This window comes from Mesorhizobium sp. U510 (genome assembly GCF_059180695.1).
In genome coordinates this window covers 1,103,312-1,117,513 of the sequence record NZ_CP180532.1, presented here as the reverse complement: position 1 = coordinate 1,117,513, position 14,202 = coordinate 1,103,312, and the positions used below count along the sequence as shown (strand labels likewise).

The window sequence follows — 14,202 nt, the reverse complement described above, 5'->3', positions numbered from 1 at the left end:
CAATTCCTGTGGGAAAACCGCTTCACACTTTTCCTGGAATTGCTTAGTGCCCGCCACCTCCGCCACCACCGGGCGCGGCCGGCTTGTTGATCAGCATCGTGAACAGGCCGAGCGTCGCGAACAGCACCGTCAGCATGTAGAACACGTCCATGAAGGACAGCAGCGCCGCCTGCTGCTGGACCATGCCCGACAGCTTGGAGATCGCCGCGCTGGCCGCATCCAGGCCAGTGGTCTGTTCGAAGTTCAGCGTCATGTTCTGCAGCTTGGTCTGCGCGGCGGCACTGCCCCACTGCACATGCTCTGCGAGCCTCGCATAGTGGAAGGCGTTGCGGTCGATCAGCACGGTGTTGATGAGGGCAAGGCCGACGGCGCCGCCGAGGTTGCGGGTGAGGTTGAACAGGCCGGACGCGTTCTTCAGCCGGTCGGGCGGCAAGGTGCCGAGCGCGATGTTGTTGATCGGCACCATGCACAGCATCATCGAACAACCGCGCAGGATCTGCGGGATGAGCAGTTCGTAGAAATCCCAGTCGGCGGTCAGATGCGTCATCCACCAGGTGCCGGTGGCGAAGCCGAAGAAGCCGATCATCATCATCAGCCGCAAGTCCATCTTGCTCGACAGGATGCCGGAGATCGGCGCGGTGACGAACATCGCCAGGCCGCTGACGAACAGCGCCTCGCCGATCATCATCGAATCATAGCCGCGGATACGGCCGAGGAAGACCGGATAGAGATAGGTCAGGCCGTAGAGGCCGATGCCGATGACGAAGGAAAACAGCGAGCCGAAGGCAAAGTTGACGTTGCTGAAGGCCCGGAGGTCGACGATCGGCTCCTCGGCGGTGAAGACACGCCAGAAGAAGATCACCGCGCCGACGCTCATGACAATGGCGCAGATGAACACGCCCTGGTCCTGCAGCCAGTCATTGTTCGGACCCTCTTCCAGCACATATTCCATACAGCCGAGGAAGGCCGCCATTCCGGCGAGGCCCCACCAGTCGAACTTGTTGAACAGCTTGAGATTGGGCTTGTCGAAATCGATCAGCGCCCAGGCGGCGCTCGCCACCAGGATGCCGGGCACGACATTGACCAGGAACAGCCAGTGCCATGAAAAGGCGTGGCTGATATAGCCGCCGACGGTCGGGCCGATGGTCGGCGCCAGCGTCGCCACCAGGCCGATCATCGGCGAGACGACGGCGCGCTTGGAAGGCGGGAAGATGGTGAAGGCCGCGGCAAAGACGCTCGGGATCATGCCGCCGCCGATGAAGCCCTGCACGGCGCGGTAGACGATCATCTGGTCGATGTTGGTGGCGGTCGCGGCAAGCGCGCTGGCCGCGGTGAAGCCGGCGGCGGCGATGGTGAACAGCACGCGCGTCGACAGCATGCGGCTGAGGAAGCCCGACAGCGGGATCATGACCACCTCGGCAATCAGATAGGCCGTCTGCACCCACGGAATTTCATCGGAGCTGGCGCTGAGGCCCGCCTGGATCTCGGCCAGCGAAGCCGAGACGATCTGGATGTCCAGGATCGCCATGAACATGCCGAACACCATCGCCAGGAAGGCGATGACGCGGCGTGTGGAGATGGTGTCAGGGACCGCCGGTCTTGCCGGCGGCGATCCTGCGGTGATGGTAGCGGTTGCCATTTCATGGGCCTCCTTGAGGCCGGCCGGGCGGCCCAGCGCTTCATCAGCCGCCGAGCCACCCTCCGAAAGCGCTTAGTTGGTCGTCGCGGCAGGTGCGGTGCGGCTGTCAACGTTGACGACAACGCTGAGGCCAGCACGCAGCTTGCCGGTCTTCAGGGCATCGGCCGGCACGTCGATGCGGACCGGGACGCGCTGCACAACCTTGGTGAAGTTGCCGGTGGCGTTTTCCGGCGGCAGGAGCGAGAAGACCGCGCCTGAAGCCGGAGCGAGCGACGAGACGGTTCCCTGGATGGGATGGCCGTCGATGGCGTCGACCGAGATGTTGACCTTTTCGCCCGGAACCAGCCGGGCAAGCTGCGTCTCCTTGAAGTTGGCGACGATGTAGAGCTTGTCCAACGGCACGACGACGGCGAGCTTCTGGCCGGGGCTGACAAGATCGCCCTGCTCGACCGAGCGGTTGCCGACGACGCCGTCATAAGGCGCCTTGAGCACGGTGAAGGACAGGTCGCGCGCGGCCTTGTCGCGGCTGAGCTGCAGCGAAGCGAGCGTGCTCGCCAACTCGGCGCGCTGCGCCTCGAACACGCCGATATTGGCCTGTGCAGCGGCGATCTGCGCATCGGCGCCAACCAACGCGGCATTGGCCTGGTCGAGCGCAGTCTGGGCATCGTCCAGTTGCGCCTGCGTGCCGACATGCGTCTTGACCAGTTGCGCGGCGCGCTGCTGGGCACGGGCGGCGTTGTCGGCCGCGGCCTGGTCTGCAACCTTCTGCGCCTGGGCCTGCTGCAGGGAGGCCTGCGCCGCCTTGGTCTGCGCGTCGATGCGGTCGAGCGTCTTGGACAATGTGGCGATCTGCGCTTCGGCCTGGGCAACGGCGATCTTGTAGTCGCCATCGTCGATCGTCAGCAGCGGGTCGCCGGCCTTGACCAGCTGGTTCTCGCTGACCTTGACCTGATCGACATAGCCGGAGATCTTGGGCGAAACGAACGCCATGTCGGCCTGGACATAGGCATCGTCGGTCGAGATCATGAAACGGCCCGTGGTCCAGTAGTCATAACCGTACCAGGCGCCACCGCTCAGGAGGGCAAGGCCGATGATCGGCAACAGGAAGGAACGCACCGAGCGCTTCTTCTTGGCTTGAGCTTCGGCCGCCGGCGGCGGTGCCACGGGCAGGACGGGAATCTCCGGTGCTTCCGTCGCCGGAGCGACCTTGGCGTTGGGGAAGGGGCGGACTTCGGCTGTGTTGGGCGCGTTCGAGGACATGACATCTCTCTAAAGTAATAATACTGAACCGTTCGGTTCGATCCGGCCGTTGACATAGCGTGAAAAGAGGACCATATCAAGGGGCAATCGAACCGGTTGGTTCGAATTATTTTCGAGGTGTGACTTTTATGGCCGAGACAACGCCTGACGTCGAAACCGACAACTGCAACGACCTGCTGGAAAGCCTGCGCCGCGGCCGCCCGGCGGCCGGACAGGATCCGGCCAAGCGCAGCCAGATCATCGACGGCGCCCGCCGAGTCTTCATAGACAAGGGCTTCGAGGCCGCCTCGATGAACGACATCACGCGCGAGGCCGGCGTTTCGAAGGGCACCATCTATGTCTACTTCGCCAACAAGGAAGAGCTGTTCGAAGCGCTGATCGAGGAAGAGCGCGGCACCATCTTCAAGAATATGTACGACATGCTCGACCGCGCCGACGATCTGCGCCAGACCCTGGTGAAGTTCGGCAAGGTGCTGTCGATGAAGATCACCTCGGCCAGGGTCATCCAGGCGCAACGCACGGTGATCGGCGCCTCCGACAGGATCCCCGACATGGGCGCGCGGTTTTACGAACGCGGCCCCAAACGCGGCCATGACAAGGTGGTGGAGTTTCTCAATGCCGCCATCGAACGCGGCCTGCTCAAGATCGACGATGTCGATCTTGCCGCCTACCAGTTTACCGAACTGTGCCTGGCCGGCCTCTTCCGGCAGTGCATCTTCGCCTACCGCACCAAGGCTCCGAGCGACGAAGAGATCGACCACATCGTCAGGTCGGGCGTCGGCATGTTCCTGAAGAACTATGGCACCGAACGGCTCGCGGAGGAAGAAAGCCACCATATGATTGCGCTGGAGGCAAAGGCCTAGAGCGTTTCACCGTTTCATGGAAACGGCGAACCACTCTGACTCTTAGTTTGACGCAATTCCCAAGGGAAAACCGCTCACACTTTTCCTGGAATTGCTCTAGCCGCCATTGGCGGCAAGCACGATGGCGGCCTGCAATTCCTCCAGCCCCTCGCCCTTTTCCGATGACGTCGCCAGGACGAACGGAAACGCCGCCGGCCGTTTCTTGATCTTTTGCAGCGTCTCCTCGATCAGCCGCGGCACGCCGGCGACCTTGATCTTGTCGGTCTTGGTCAGCACGATCTGGTAGGACACCGCCGCCTTGTCGAGCAGCGACAGCACCTCGTCGTCCTTGGCCTTGATGCCATGGCGGGCGTCGATCAGCACATAGACCCGCTTCAGCGTGACCCGGCCCTTGAGATAGTCGAAGACCAGCTTGGTCCACTCGTCGACTTTCTCCTTGGGCGCGGTGGCGTAGCCGTAGCCCGGCATGTCGACCAGCGCCATCGGCGGCAGGTCAGCGCCCTCGCCGGAAAATCCGTCCGGCACGAAATAATTCAATTCCTGCGTGCGCCCCGGCGTGTTGGAGGTGCGCGCCAGCCCCTTCTGGTTGACCAGGGCGTTGATCAGCGACGATTTGCCGACATTGGAGCGGCCGGCAAAGGCGATTTCCGGCGGCCCTTCCGGCGGCAGGAACTTCATGGCCGGCACGCCGCGGATGAAGATCCACCCGCGCGTGAACAGGTCGGTGGTGATCACAGTGCTGTTCAGAGCGTTCAAGCTGCTGCCTCCAGAAGAGAGATATCGGCGCCCCTGATGGCATCGAGGTTGCGGCCGATCTTGTCCACGGGCCAATGCCACCATGCCAGTGCCAGCAACCGCCTGATCGTCCTGTCGTCGAAACGCATCTTCACCACCTTGGCGGCGTTGCCGGTGACAATGGCATAGGGCGGCACATCATGCGTCACCACGGATTTGGCGGCGATGATGGCGCCATGGCCGATTTCCACGCCGGGCAGGATAACCGCCTCCATGCCGATCCAGACATCGCTGCCGACTACCGTGTCGCCGCGCACCTCCTTCGACCATGTCGCCGGGTCAAAGCCTTTTTCCCAGCCATGGCCGAAAATGTTGAACGGATAGGTGGAAAAGCCGGACATTGCGTGGTTGGCGCCGTTCATGATGAAGCGCGCGCCTTCGGCGATGGCGCAGAACTTGCCGATGATGAGCTTGTCGCCGATGAAGGGATAGTGGTGCAGCACGCATTTCTGCGCGAATTTGTCCGGTCCGTCCGGGTCGTCATAATAGGTGAAGTCGCCGATCTCGATGTTCGGCTCCGTCACCAGCGGCTTCAGGAAGCCGACGCGCGTGTGCATCGGGATCGGGTGCTTGATGTCGGGGTTGGGTCCGTCCATGTCGGGTCTTCCGGGAATTGGCAGACAGGCGCATCCGAACCGGAGGCGCCTGGTCAAAATAACGTGATCCGCCCTATAGCACCAATCGGCCGGGGTGCGAGTCTTCCGTGCGTGCCAGGCTCATTTGTCGCCGCGGCAGATCACGATCGGATTGGACAGCGCGCTGTCGAAACCGCTGCCCTGGTAGACGGTGACGTTGGCCGCACCTGGCGGCAGCAGGAACGTGCCTTCGACGACCTTCTGGTCGCCCGCCATGGTGTGGAGAGCCCAGCTAAACGTGCAGAATTGCGGCGGTGCCGCGGGTTCGACGTGGCTGCAGTTCAGCTGCGCGCCACCCAGCATGGCGGCGCCGCCGCAGCTCACCGCCTCCTTTGCAACCGCGATGCCGGGACACCCGACGAGAGCCGTCACGGCTGCGATCCTAATCCAGTTCATCGTCGAAATCCTTGCCGGAAAAATTCGCGCCGCAGGGGCGCCTCTTCCGTGTCGTGGCCCATGCGATTTTTGGCCAACGCGGCTTAGTCCGTCTTGCACGCGCCGTCCAGCGGGATTATGTGCATGATGATAATAAGCATGCTCACGAAAACTTGTCCGTAGATCCCGATCTCTTCCCATGTCCTCCTCGCCCCATATCAGCTTCGTGCTGCACAACGTCGCGCGCCTGCTTCGAACGCGGTTCGAGCAGCGTTTGCGGGCGTCGGCGCTGAGCCGTCCCCAATCGCAGGTGCTGGCCTGGCTGCCTTACCTGGCCCCGCTGGTCCGCCGGCTGCTCGAGATCATGCGCGGCAACGGCCGGAGAACGCGAGACGAGGCCTTCGCCGGCCCTTCTCCTGAAGAAACACGGCAGCATCGGCTGCAAACCCCAAACTTTATCAAATCCAATCTGCTCGCGGCTCGCGCCCAGCCAGCCGGCGACCGGGAGAAAGTCCATGGCTGAATCAACATCCCCCAAGAAGCCTGCCGAAAACGACCCCGCCACGGGTCGCCCCGGCGACCAGATCATCCGGCTGGACAGCGAGCGCGAACAGAGGCGTGCCAATGTCGTCATCGACAATGACGAGCTGGAAGCGCCGGTTGCGCTGCAGCCGGCGGCACTCGAGGCGCCGACCAAGGAGCCGCAGCCGCAGCCGGCTCCTATCGCCGTTGCCCCTCCCCCTGCTGCCCCAGCCAAGCCGAAGCGCAGTCTGAAGCGGCCGGTGCTGTTTGCCTTGCTTCCCATCGCGCTCGCCGTAGGCGGCTATCACTACGTGACCGGCGGCCAGGTGATGACGACCGACAATGCCTACATCCAGGCCCAGTCGCTCGGTGTGTCCACCGACGTCTCCGGCACCGTGCAGGAGATCGACGTACACGAGAACCAGGTGGTGAAGAAGGGCGACGTGCTGTTCCGCCTGCGGCCGGCCTCCTTCGAAACCGCTCTTGCCGCCGCCCAGGCCCAGCTCGGGACGGTGCGCAACCAGGTGCTGACCCTGCAGGCGAGCTACCAGCAGTCGCTGTCGCAGATCGAACAGGCGCAAGCCGACATTCCCTATTACGAGGCCGCCTTCCAGCGGCAGCAGGACCTTCTCAAGACCTCCACCGCCTCCAAGGCGTCTTTCGATAGCGCCCAGCACGACCTCGTCGCGGCGCGCCAGAAAGTGGCCGTCGCCAAGGCGCAGGCGCAGGCCACGCTTGCCCAGCTGGGCGGCGACGCCAACCAGCCGGTGGAAAAGAACCCGTTCTACCTGCAGGCCCAGTCGGGCGTCGACGATGCGCAGCGCAACCTCGCCGATTTCGTGGTCAAGGCGCCGTTCGACGGTGTCGTCACCAATGTCGATGCGCTTCAGGTCGGCAAATATCTGCCGGCCTCGCAACCGGCCTTCAGCCTGGTTTCGTCGACGGATCTGTGGATCGAGGCGGAGCCGAAGGAAACCGAACTGACCTATGTGCGGCCGGGACAGACGGCGACGATCAGTGTCGACACCTATCCAGGCGCCGTCTGGCACGGCACGGTTGCCTCGATCAGCCCGGCCTCGTCGTCGAGCTTCTCGCTGCTGCCGGCGCAGAACACCACCGGCAACTGGGTCAAGGTCGTGCAGCGCATCCCGATGCGCGTGACGGTCGATGACACCAAGGGCAAGCCGCCGCTGCGCGGCGGCATGAGCGTGGTGGTCGACGTCGAGACCGGCCATGCGCGCGGCCTGCCGGACTTCGTCACCAACCTCATCGACCGGTTCGGACAAAAATCATGACCAGCGCGACCGCGGCAGGTGCCACACCGGTGGTCGCCAATCGCGGCGCCATCACGGCTTGCGTGATCCTGGCGGTCATCATGCAGGCGCTGGACACGACCATCGCCAATGTGGCGCTGCCCTACATACAGGGCAGCGTTTCGGCCAGCGCCGATCAGATCAATTGGGTGCTGACCTCCTATATCGTCGCGGCCGCCGTCATGACGCCGCCTTCGGGCTACCTTGCCAACCGCTTCGGCCGCAAGCGCATCCTGTTGACCTCGATCACCGGCTTCGTGGTCGCCTCGGTGCTGTGCGGCTTCGCGCAGTCGCTGCCGCAGATCGTCGGCTTCCGCCTGCTGCAGGGCCTGTTCGGCGCCGCACTGGTGCCGCTGTCGCAGAGCATCCTGCTCGACATCTACAGCGTGGAGGAGCGGGGCTCGGCGATGGCGCTGTTCGGCGTGTCGGTGATGGTCGGGCCGGTGTTGGGCCCGGTCATCGGCGGCTGGCTGACCGAGAACGTCTCCTGGCGCTGGGTGTTCTACATCAACGTGCCGATCGGAGCGCTGGCTTTCGCCGGCGTATCGCTGTTCGTGCTCGAAACCAAGCTGGACATCAAGGCAAAGCTCGACTGGCTGGGTTTCGGCATGCTCAGCATCACCATCGCGGCGCTGCAAATGTTTCTCGACCGCGGCGAGCAGCTCAACTGGTTCTCCTCATCCGAGATCATCGTCGAGGCGCTGATCTGCGCGTCGGCCTTCTACATCTTCCTCGTCCACACCTTCACCGCCAAGAACACCTTCGTGAACCCGCGGCTGTTCCTGGACCGGAATTTCGCCGTCGGCATGATCTTCATCTTCATCGTCGGCATCACCTATCTCGCCTCGCTGGCGCTGATGACACCCTATCTACAGACGCTGATGGGCTATCCGGTGGTGACGGCCGGCATCGTCATGGGTCCGCGCGGCCTCGGCACGATGGCGTGCATGTTCCTGGTCGGCAGGCTGGTCGGCAAGGTGGACACACGCTGGCTGCTGTTCATCGGCCTCGCGATCACCGCCTGGGCGATGTACGACATGACCGGCTGGACGCCCGATGTCTCGCAATGGACGATCATCAGCACCGGCTTCATCCAGGGTGCGGGGCTCGGCTTCCTGTTCGTGCCGCTGACCACCATCACCTTCGCCACGCTGGCGCCGGAACGGCGGGCGGAAGGCACCGGGCTTTACAATTTGTCGCGAAATATCGGCTCCAGCGTCGGCATCTCGGTGGTCACCGCGCTCCTGACGCAGAACGTGCAGATCAACCATGCCAACATCGCCACATATGTGACGCCCTTCAACCAGGCATTCGGCAATCCGGCGATCGCGCAGGCGATGAACCCCTACACCGCCGCCGGTCGCGCAGCACTGGACGGCGTGGTAACGCTGCAGGCGACCGTTATCAGCTATATAGACGACTTCAAGCTGATGATGATCCTGTCGCTGGCCGCCATCCCGCTGGTACTCTTGCTGCGCAAGCCAGGCACGCCGGCAAAGGTCGACCATAGTGCCGTGATGGAATGATGGGCTGGAAGCGGTCGAAGTTCGATCGCTGAAGCCAAGCGTCTTCACGGTACGTATAAGGAAACCGGGGCCCTGTGAGGGACTACAGGACCCCGGCCTCGCCGAGAACGACTTCCCCAAGAAACTTGGCACCTCGTCACGAGGCGGGGATGGCAGGCCAAGAAAGCCCCAACGACCTGCCACTGCCCCTTTCACCGGAAGCCGTTACTTCGGCAACAGCACCTTATTGACGACATGGATGACGCCGTTCGACTGGTTGACGTCGGCGATGGTCACCTTCGCCTCGCCGCCGGACTCATCCATGATGAAGAGCTTGCCCTTCTTGACCTCGGCGGTGAGCGTGTCGCCCGAGACGGTCTTCATCTCGTATTTGCCGCCCATCGCCTTGGCCTGCTTCATCATCTCGGCGCCCGAGATCTTGCCAGCCACGACATGCGCGGTCAGGACCTTGGTGAGCTTGTCCTTGTTCTCGGGCTTGAGCAGCGTGTCGACCGTGCCGGCCGGCAGTGCCGCGAAGGCCTCGTTGGTCGGTGCGAAGACGGTGAACGGGCCGGCGCCCTGCAGCGTGTCCACCAGTCCGGCGGCCTTGACGGCGGCGACGAGCGTGGTGTGGTCCTTCGAATTCACGGCGTTCTCGACGATCTTCTTGGTGGTGTACATCGGCGCCCCACCGACATTGGGGTTCTTGGCGTAGGCGGGGGCGGCAATCGCCACGCCGGCGACGAGAGCGGAAATGGCGATGATCCTGAATGACGGCAAGTGCATGTGGTCTTCCTCCGGGTGAGGGCTGATCGGAATTGATAGCCTTTGGAAATGCACACGCAGTCACGCTCCGCGACCGCTCGCAGTTTCGCCGATCACGGGAACGTGAACGGATATCCACCCAAAGAAAAAGCCCGGACGAACCGGGCTTTCGCGAAGAGAGAGCTTCTATTCCGCCGGTGACGGTTTCTTTTTGAACAGGGCCATCAGATTGTCCCATAGCTCGATCTTGGCGCCCTGGCGCTTCATGATCACACCCTGCTGCAGGATCGACAGCGTGTTGTTCCAGGCCCAGTAGATGACCAGGCCGGCCGGGAAGCCCGCCATCATGAAGGTGAAGATAACAGGCATCCAGGTGAAGATCGCGGCCTGCGTCGGATCCGGCGGCGTCGGGTTCATGCGCATCTGCAGGAACATGGTGACGCCCATGATCAGCGGCCACACGCCGATCATCAGCATGTGCGGCAACGTCACCGGGATCAGACCGAACAGGTTGAACAGCGACGTCGGATCGGGCGCGGCCAGATCCTGGATCCAGCCGAAGAACGGCGCGTGCCGCATCTCGATGGTGATGTAGAGCACCTTGTAGAGCGAGAAGAAGACCGGGATCTGCAGCGCCACCGGCCAGCAGCCGGCAAGCGGATTGATCTTCTCGGTCTTGTACAGCTCCATCATCGCCTGCTGCTGCTTCATCTTGTCGTCCGCGTATTTCTCGCGGATCTCCAGCATCTTGGGCTGCACCTTCTTCATGTTCGCCATCGACGCGTAGGACTTGTTGGCGAGCGGGAAGAAGATGGCCTTGACGATAACGGTGGTGGCGAGGATCGCCAGACCGAAATTGCCGAAGAATTTGTAGAGCGTGTCGATCAGCCAGAACATCGGCTTGGTGATGAAATAGAACCAGCCCCAGTCGATCAGCAGATTGAACTGACGAATATGACGGTCCGCCTCGTAGGCGTTGATCTTGGCGACTTCCTTGGCGCCGGCGAAGATCTCAGTCTCCACCGTCGCGGACTGGCCGGCCTCGACATTGATGGCATCGGTCAGGAAGTCGGACTGGTAGCGGTGCCGGCCGTCCTCGAAAAAGGCGTAGCGCGGCTGGAAAGGCTGCTTTTCGGTCGGCACCAGCGTGACGGCCCAGTATTTGTCGGTGATGCCGAGCCAGCCATCGGTCGACTTGCCGGGCGTAATCTGCTTGTCGGATTCGATCTTGGCGTATTTGTACTCGGCCAGGCCCTCGGTGCCGGTAACGCCGATCAGACCTTCGTGCAGCACATAGGTGCTGGCAACGGCGGGCTTGTCGTAGCGCGTGACGCGGCCGTAATTGAACAGCGAAACCGCGCTCGAGCCGGAATTCTGCACCGTGTCCGACACCGTGAACATGTAATTGGCGTCGACGGAGAAGATGCGCTTGAAGGTCAGGCCCTTGTCGTTGGTGTAGGTGAGCGTCACCGGCGTCGATGGGGTCAGCGTCGGGTTGCCCTCGACATTCCACACCGTTTCGGCACCCGGTACCGTACCCGTCTTGTCGTTCCCGACGAAGCCGATCTCGGCGAAATAGCCGGTGGGCAGCGCCTGCGGGTTGAGCAGTTCGATCTCGGGCGAATTCTTGTCGACGGTCTCGGTGTAGTGCTTGAGCTTGAGGTCGTCGAGGCGCGCGCCAGTCAGGTTGATCGAGCCCTCGAGGCTCGGCGTGTCGATCTTGACGCGCTTGGAAGCGGCCAGCGCCTGATCGCGGCCAGCAGCGGTGACGGTGTCACCGCCGGGCGCGTTGGGAATGGTGCCCGGCGCCGGAGCCGGCGTTCCAGCACCCGGATTGGCGGCCTCGGCCGCCTTCTTCTGCTCTTCCACCCGCTGCTGCTCGATCTTGGCGGCCTCGCGCTGCTGCTCCACGCGCGGGTTCATGTAGAAAACCTGCCACAAAGTCAGGATCAGCACCGACAGCGCGATGGTGATGAAGAAGTTCCGGTTGTTTTCCATCGAGAGCCTTTGGCCTATCGTGTTCCGCGAAGTCGGCGGGAGAGTTCAGCCTTCAACTGGCCGAAAGGGGCGCGCAGCGCATCGTCGCGCCCGACGATGACATAATCATTGCCGGGCACCATGTCATCTGCGGCATGGACGCGGACAGCCTCTTTAAGCCGCCGCCTGACGCGGTTGCGCACAACAGCGTTGCCGACCTTCTTGGTGACGGTGTAGCCGACGCGCGGCACCCCGCCATCGCCGCGGTCGAGGACCTCGACGAGGAAAAACCGTCCGCGTCGCTTTTCACCACGACGGACGGCCAGGAATTCCGCGCGTTTCAGAAGCCGCTTGGGATTTTGCCCCACTGGCTTGCCGGTTGCGGGCAACGATATCGTCTCGCTTAGGCGCTGAGCCGCTTGCGGCCGCGGTTGCGGCGAGCTGCGACGACTCCACGACCACCCTTGGTGGCCATGCGGGCACGGAAACCGTGCCGGCGTTTGCGGACGAGTTTGGACGGTTGGTAGGTACGCTTCATTTGTTTTAATACCGCGGGGTGCGGCCCTTCTTGATTCTGTCACTCTGTAACAGGAGCTTTGCCGGGCCGGCTTTGGCGCGATCGAAACCGCGCCGGGACGAGTGGCCCGAGCGTGAGCGGGCTTATAGAAAGAAGGGTTTTGGAAGTCAATCCGGCGTCGGCGCGGCGCGGACGCCGGCTTCATGACGGTAATTTAATGTTCCGGCCAAAGGATGAAATTGGCAAAAATGCCGTAATCGCCTAATCTTGGCCGATCAAGTGATCGTGAAGACAGAGTCGCATGAGCGAAACCAGCCAAGCGGGGGAAGGGAACGGAACGGCGCCCGCCGCCGTCCGCACGGTACCCCTGTCACGCGGCCTGTCGACGAAACTGCTGCTGCTGACCATCGTTTTCGTGCTTCTGGCCGAAGTGCTCATCTTCCTGCCCTGGATCGCCAGCTACCGGCTGAGCTGGCTCAAGGAACGGCTGAGCACGGCGGCGGCCGTGTCGATCGTGCTGGTGCAGGGCGAGTCGACCTCGCTGTCGCGCACGGCACAGAATGACGTGCTGATGGCGATCGGCGCCAAGGCGATCGCGGTGCGCGACGGCGGCGTCTCGCGGCTTCTGGTGGTGGCAGACATGCCGCCGCAGGTCGACGAGCATATCGACCTCGCCAGCGTCGGCATGATCAAAGGCATGACCGGCGCGCTCGACACGCTGTTCTTCGGCGGCGACCGGATGCTGCGCGTCTTCGGACCGGTCGGCGACAGCGACAAGGAATTCGAGCTGATCATGCCGGATTACTCGCTGCGCAAGGCCATGCTCATCTATTCACGCAACGTCGCCTTCGTCTCGCTGCTGATCTCGCTGTTCACCGCCATGCTGGTCTATGCCGCGATCGACCTGATCATGATCGGGCCGATCCGCACCATGACGCGCTCGATGCTGTCCTTCTCCGAAGCGCCCGACGACCCTGGCCGCATCATCCATCCCGCCGCCCGCTCCGATGAGATCGGCGTTGCCGAACGCGAACTGTCGCAGATGCAGGAGCGGCTGCAAAAGATGCTTTCGGAGCAGAAACACCTTGCCGATCTCGGCCTGGCTGTCTCGAAGATCAACCACGACATGCGCAACATCCTGGCCTCGGCGCAGCTGATTTCGGACCGCCTGCGCCTGGTCAAGGACCCGACCGTGCAGGCCTTCGCGCCGAAGCTTTTGCGCGCGCTCGACCGGGCCGTCTCCTATTCCGAAGGCGTGCTTCACTATGGCCGCACGCAGGAGCCGCCGCCTTCGCGCCGCCGGGTGCGGCTGCGCCAGCTGGTCGAGGACGTGCACGGCCTGCTCGACATCGAGGAAGGCATCGAGTTCATCAACGCCGTCGAGGCGGCTTTCGAGGTGGACGCCGATTCCGACCAGCTGTTTAGGGTGCTCACCAATCTTTGCCGCAACTCGGTGCAGGCGATGGCGGCCGACACCGAGAGCGCCGTGGTGCGGCGGCTCGCCGTATCGGCGGAGCGCATGGGCAGCGTCAGCCGCATCGCCGTCACCGATACCGGCCCCGGCCTGCCGCCGAAGGCGCGCGAAAACCTGTTCGCGGCGTTCCGCGGCTCGGCGCGCAGCGGCGGCACCGGCCTTGGCCTGGCGATCGCCCACGAACTGATCAGGGCGCATGGCGGCACGGTGGAACTGGTCGAATCGATTGGCGGGCGCACCACTTTCGCCGTCACCATCCCCGACCAGCCGGTGCGGCTCGACCAGGCCCGCGGCAGCCTGCGCCGCCCGGCGTGACGGGCTCGGCGCTGTTTTCCCGAGGCTTCTGCCCTTCAAGTCTGACGCTTTCGATGATCTTCGCCGCGACTTTTCCCCACTCGGCCTGAATCAGACTGGCTTCGCGGCAGCTTCAAAGCCCTGAGATCGGGGCCGTCGTCACCGGATGACACACCCACGACAAAACTTTTGCCGGATCGGCTTGCTTTTCCCAAATTCAGTCGTTAGGGAACTGCACACATTCGCGGCCGGTCCTTGGGATCGGATC

Annotated in this window: 14 protein-coding genes; 5 read left to right on the top strand and 9 right to left on the bottom strand. The window is 63.2% G+C overall.

What is annotated here, in order from left to right; translation table 11 throughout:
- Positions 1-43 precede the first annotated feature (43 nt).
- Together ACLGL5_RS07440 and ACLGL5_RS07435 are read right to left on the bottom strand one after the other, a co-directional pair.
- Positions 44-1,639 carry a DHA2 family efflux MFS transporter permease subunit gene (locus ACLGL5_RS07440; protein ID WP_069090679.1) on the bottom strand — a complete coding sequence of 532 codons (1,596 nt, stop codon included), beginning with the start codon at positions 1,637-1,639 and terminating at the stop codon, positions 44-46.
- A 72-nt stretch (positions 1,640-1,711) separates the two neighbouring features.
- Positions 1,712-2,899, bottom strand: coding sequence for an HlyD family secretion protein (locus ACLGL5_RS07435; protein WP_494372892.1), 1,188 nt, complete (start codon positions 2,897-2,899; stop codon positions 1,712-1,714).
- A gap of 128 nt (positions 2,900-3,027) precedes the next feature.
- Between ACLGL5_RS07435 and ACLGL5_RS07430 the strand changes: the two genes are divergently transcribed.
- Positions 3,028-3,762 (top strand): TetR/AcrR family transcriptional regulator, encoded by a 735-nt coding sequence (locus ACLGL5_RS07430; protein ID WP_494372891.1) that lies wholly within the window; start codon positions 3,028-3,030, stop codon positions 3,760-3,762.
- A gap of 96 nt (positions 3,763-3,858) precedes the next feature.
- Here ACLGL5_RS07430 and yihA read toward each other — a convergent pair whose 3' ends face one another.
- The 3 genes from yihA to ACLGL5_RS07415 all read right to left on the bottom strand — a co-directional run bounded on the left by yihA (position 3,859) and on the right by ACLGL5_RS07415 (position 5,588).
- Positions 3,859-4,518 (bottom strand): ribosome biogenesis GTP-binding protein YihA/YsxC, encoded by a 660-nt coding sequence (gene yihA, locus ACLGL5_RS07425; protein ID WP_019862432.1) that lies wholly within the window; start codon positions 4,516-4,518, stop codon positions 3,859-3,861.
- Positions 4,515-5,153 carry a CatB-related O-acetyltransferase gene (locus ACLGL5_RS07420; protein ID WP_069090676.1) on the bottom strand — a complete coding sequence of 213 codons (639 nt, stop codon included), beginning with the start codon at positions 5,151-5,153 and terminating at the stop codon, positions 4,515-4,517. Before ACLGL5_RS07420 ends, yihA begins: the two co-directional genes overlap by 4 nt.
- 120 nt (positions 5,154-5,273) lie before the next feature.
- The gene (locus ACLGL5_RS07415; RefSeq protein WP_019862430.1) at positions 5,274-5,588 is read right to left on the bottom strand and encodes a hypothetical protein; all 315 of its coding nucleotides are present in this window, start codon (positions 5,586-5,588) and stop codon (positions 5,274-5,276) included.
- A 178-nt stretch (positions 5,589-5,766) separates the two neighbouring features.
- Between ACLGL5_RS07415 and ACLGL5_RS07410 the strand changes: the two genes are divergently transcribed.
- Genes ACLGL5_RS07410 through ACLGL5_RS07400 form a run of 3 tightly spaced genes read left to right on the top strand, consistent with a single transcriptional unit; the run spans position 5,767 to position 8,928 of the window.
- Positions 5,767-6,090 carry a hypothetical protein gene (locus tag ACLGL5_RS07410; RefSeq protein WP_069090675.1) on the top strand — a complete coding sequence of 108 codons (324 nt, stop codon included), beginning with the start codon at positions 5,767-5,769 and terminating at the stop codon, positions 6,088-6,090.
- Positions 6,083-7,384: an HlyD family secretion protein gene (locus tag ACLGL5_RS07405; RefSeq protein ID WP_494372890.1), complete on the top strand. Its 1,302-nt coding sequence runs from the start codon at positions 6,083-6,085 to the stop codon at positions 7,382-7,384. Before ACLGL5_RS07410 ends, ACLGL5_RS07405 begins: the two co-directional genes overlap by 8 nt.
- Positions 7,381-8,928, top strand: coding sequence for a DHA2 family efflux MFS transporter permease subunit (locus ACLGL5_RS07400; RefSeq protein ID WP_038651159.1), 1,548 nt, complete (start codon positions 7,381-7,383; stop codon positions 8,926-8,928). Before ACLGL5_RS07405 ends, ACLGL5_RS07400 begins: the two co-directional genes overlap by 4 nt.
- Positions 8,929-9,132: 204 nt before the next feature.
- On the opposite strand, the gene ACLGL5_RS07395 is transcribed toward ACLGL5_RS07400, so the two are convergent.
- The 4 genes from ACLGL5_RS07395 to rpmH all read right to left on the bottom strand — a co-directional run bounded on the left by ACLGL5_RS07395 (position 9,133) and on the right by rpmH (position 12,187).
- Complete coding sequence (locus tag ACLGL5_RS07395; RefSeq protein ID WP_069090674.1) at positions 9,133-9,693, bottom strand: fasciclin domain-containing protein; 561 nt, start codon at positions 9,691-9,693, stop codon at positions 9,133-9,135.
- 165 nt (positions 9,694-9,858) lie between these two features.
- On the bottom strand, positions 9,859-11,670 hold the full coding sequence (yidC, locus tag ACLGL5_RS07390; RefSeq protein WP_019862425.1) for a membrane protein insertase YidC: 1,812 nt from the start codon (positions 11,668-11,670) through the stop codon (positions 9,859-9,861).
- A 14-nt stretch (positions 11,671-11,684) separates the two neighbouring features.
- Positions 11,685-12,038, bottom strand: coding sequence for a ribonuclease P protein component (gene rnpA, locus ACLGL5_RS07385; protein WP_027040889.1), 354 nt, complete (start codon positions 12,036-12,038; stop codon positions 11,685-11,687).
- Positions 12,039-12,052: 14 nt separating this feature from the next.
- Complete coding sequence (rpmH, locus tag ACLGL5_RS07380; RefSeq protein ID WP_008833937.1) at positions 12,053-12,187, bottom strand: 50S ribosomal protein L34; 135 nt, start codon at positions 12,185-12,187, stop codon at positions 12,053-12,055.
- Between the two features lie 280 nt (positions 12,188-12,467).
- Between rpmH and ACLGL5_RS07375 the strand changes: the two genes are divergently transcribed.
- Positions 12,468-13,955: an ATP-binding protein gene (locus tag ACLGL5_RS07375; protein ID WP_019862423.1), complete on the top strand. Its 1,488-nt coding sequence runs from the start codon at positions 12,468-12,470 to the stop codon at positions 13,953-13,955.
- The last annotated feature ends 247 nt before the right edge of the window (positions 13,956-14,202 follow it).

Coding starts and splice junctions, on each gene's coding strand:
- ACLGL5_RS07435 (WP_494372892.1), bottom strand. CDS start 2,899: ATGTCCTCGAACGCGCCCAACACAGCCGAAGTCCGCCCCTTCCCCAAC.
- ACLGL5_RS07395 (WP_069090674.1), bottom strand. CDS start 9,693: ATGCACTTGCCGTCATTCAGGATCATCGCCATTTCCGCTCTCGTCGCC.
- ACLGL5_RS07420 (WP_069090676.1), bottom strand. CDS start 5,153: ATGGACGGACCCAACCCCGACATCAAGCACCCGATCCCGATGCACACG.
- ACLGL5_RS07410 (WP_069090675.1), top strand. CDS start 5,767: ATGTCCTCCTCGCCCCATATCAGCTTCGTGCTGCACAACGTCGCGCGC.
- ACLGL5_RS07430 (WP_494372891.1), top strand. CDS start 3,028: ATGGCCGAGACAACGCCTGACGTCGAAACCGACAACTGCAACGACCTG.
- rpmH (WP_008833937.1), bottom strand. CDS start 12,187: ATGAAGCGTACCTACCAACCGTCCAAACTCGTCCGCAAACGCCGGCAC.
- yidC (WP_019862425.1), bottom strand. CDS start 11,670: ATGGAAAACAACCGGAACTTCTTCATCACCATCGCGCTGTCGGTGCTG.
- ACLGL5_RS07405 (WP_494372890.1), top strand. CDS start 6,083: ATGGCTGAATCAACATCCCCCAAGAAGCCTGCCGAAAACGACCCCGCC.
- ACLGL5_RS07400 (WP_038651159.1), top strand. CDS start 7,381: ATGACCAGCGCGACCGCGGCAGGTGCCACACCGGTGGTCGCCAATCGC.
- ACLGL5_RS07415 (WP_019862430.1), bottom strand. CDS start 5,588: ATGAACTGGATTAGGATCGCAGCCGTGACGGCTCTCGTCGGGTGTCCC.
- ACLGL5_RS07375 (WP_019862423.1), top strand. CDS start 12,468: ATGAGCGAAACCAGCCAAGCGGGGGAAGGGAACGGAACGGCGCCCGCC.
- ACLGL5_RS07440 (WP_069090679.1), bottom strand. CDS start 1,639: ATGGCAACCGCTACCATCACCGCAGGATCGCCGCCGGCAAGACCGGCG.